Raw genomic sequence first — 1,198 nt, forward strand, 5'->3', positions numbered from 1 at the left:
ATTGGGCGATTGCTTGGGCAGGCACCCATATCAAGCTGGGTGCTGGAATCATCGCGAGCTAAAGCTCCCTCCCACGAGAGGCTCCCAGCCACAAGAGTCTCCCAGCCACAAGAAGCTTCCAGCCACAAGAAGCTTCCAGCCACAAGAAGCTTCCAGCCACAGCTGGGCTTATTGGCTAATTCATTGGCTATACTTATACCAGAGCAGCCACCCAAACCAACTTGTGGGAGGCCAGTTCATTGGCTTATAGCCAGAGTAGCCACCCAAGCTATCCTGTGGGAGGCCAATTTATTGGGCGACTGCCTGGGTAGGCACCTAGGCTATCTTGTGGGAGGCCAATTTATTGGGCGATTGCTTGGGCAGCCACTCAAGCTATCTTGTGGGAGGCCAATTTCATTGGGCGATTGCTTGGGCAGGCACCCATATCAAGCTGGGTGCTGGAATCATCGCGAGCTAAAGCTCCCTCCCTCGAGAGGCTCCCAGCCACAAGAAGCTTCCAGCCTCACCTGCGCTTTCTGTCACCGATCAATCGATTAACGAAAATATGCTAGTTTAAATGAAGTTAATCACATAAAGGGAGAGTGGCCACATGAGTAGAAGTTATCAGCTGCGACGTGGCAGGCTCTCCATCCCCAACAGTTACTACCTGGTGACCATTACCACTCAGCGTCGGCAACCTGTCTTTTCCACTTTTTCCCGGGCCCGTCATGCGGCTCGACACTTTTATCATCCACGTGTGTCAGTTCTTACCATTACTTACGCCTATGTCGTCATGCCAGACCACATTCATTGGCTTTTTCAATTAAATGAACAGCTATCGGAGGCCGTAAGACGCTACAAGACCTATGTGTCTTTGGATATTGGACAGAGCGTTTGGCAGGACGGCTTTCATGATCGAATGATTAGAGATGAAACTGCCCTAAAAGCAGCGGCCAGATATATTGTCGCCAATCCATTGCGTGCCAATTTGGTCGACGATATCAAATCCTATAGCTACTGGAATGCTATATGGTTGTAACTGGGTAGAGCAGCAGCCCAAACCAACCTGTGGGAGGCCAATTTTATTGGGCGGCGATTACCTGGGCAGGCACCTGTGCTTGAATCGTCGCGAGCTAAAGCTCCCTTATATGGACCCGTCCCGTTGAGCAAGCAAGCCATGAGATGGACACGGATGAGGACTGCACGCTTATATCCGGCC

1 protein-coding gene is annotated in these 1,198 nt (G+C 51.3%); it reads left to right on the forward strand.

The annotated features are described in order from the left end of the window. The first annotated feature begins 589 nt into the window (after window positions 1-589). The gene (locus CWI66_RS17510) at window positions 590-1,018 is read left to right on the forward strand and encodes an REP-associated tyrosine transposase (RefSeq protein ID WP_100732382.1); all 429 of its coding nucleotides are present in this window, start codon (window positions 590-592) and stop codon (window positions 1,016-1,018) included. The last annotated feature ends 180 nt before the right edge of the window (window positions 1,019-1,198 follow it).

The organism is Halomonas sp. 141 (genome assembly GCF_002810305.1).
Classification (GTDB): Bacteria; Pseudomonadota; Gammaproteobacteria; order Pseudomonadales; family Halomonadaceae; genus Vreelandella; species Vreelandella stevensii.

Excerpts from the sequence above, each read along its gene's own strand:
- CWI66_RS17510 (WP_100732382.1), top strand. The coding sequence starts at position 590 with ATGAGTAGAAGTTATCAGCTGCGACGTGGCAGGCTCTCCATCCCCAAC.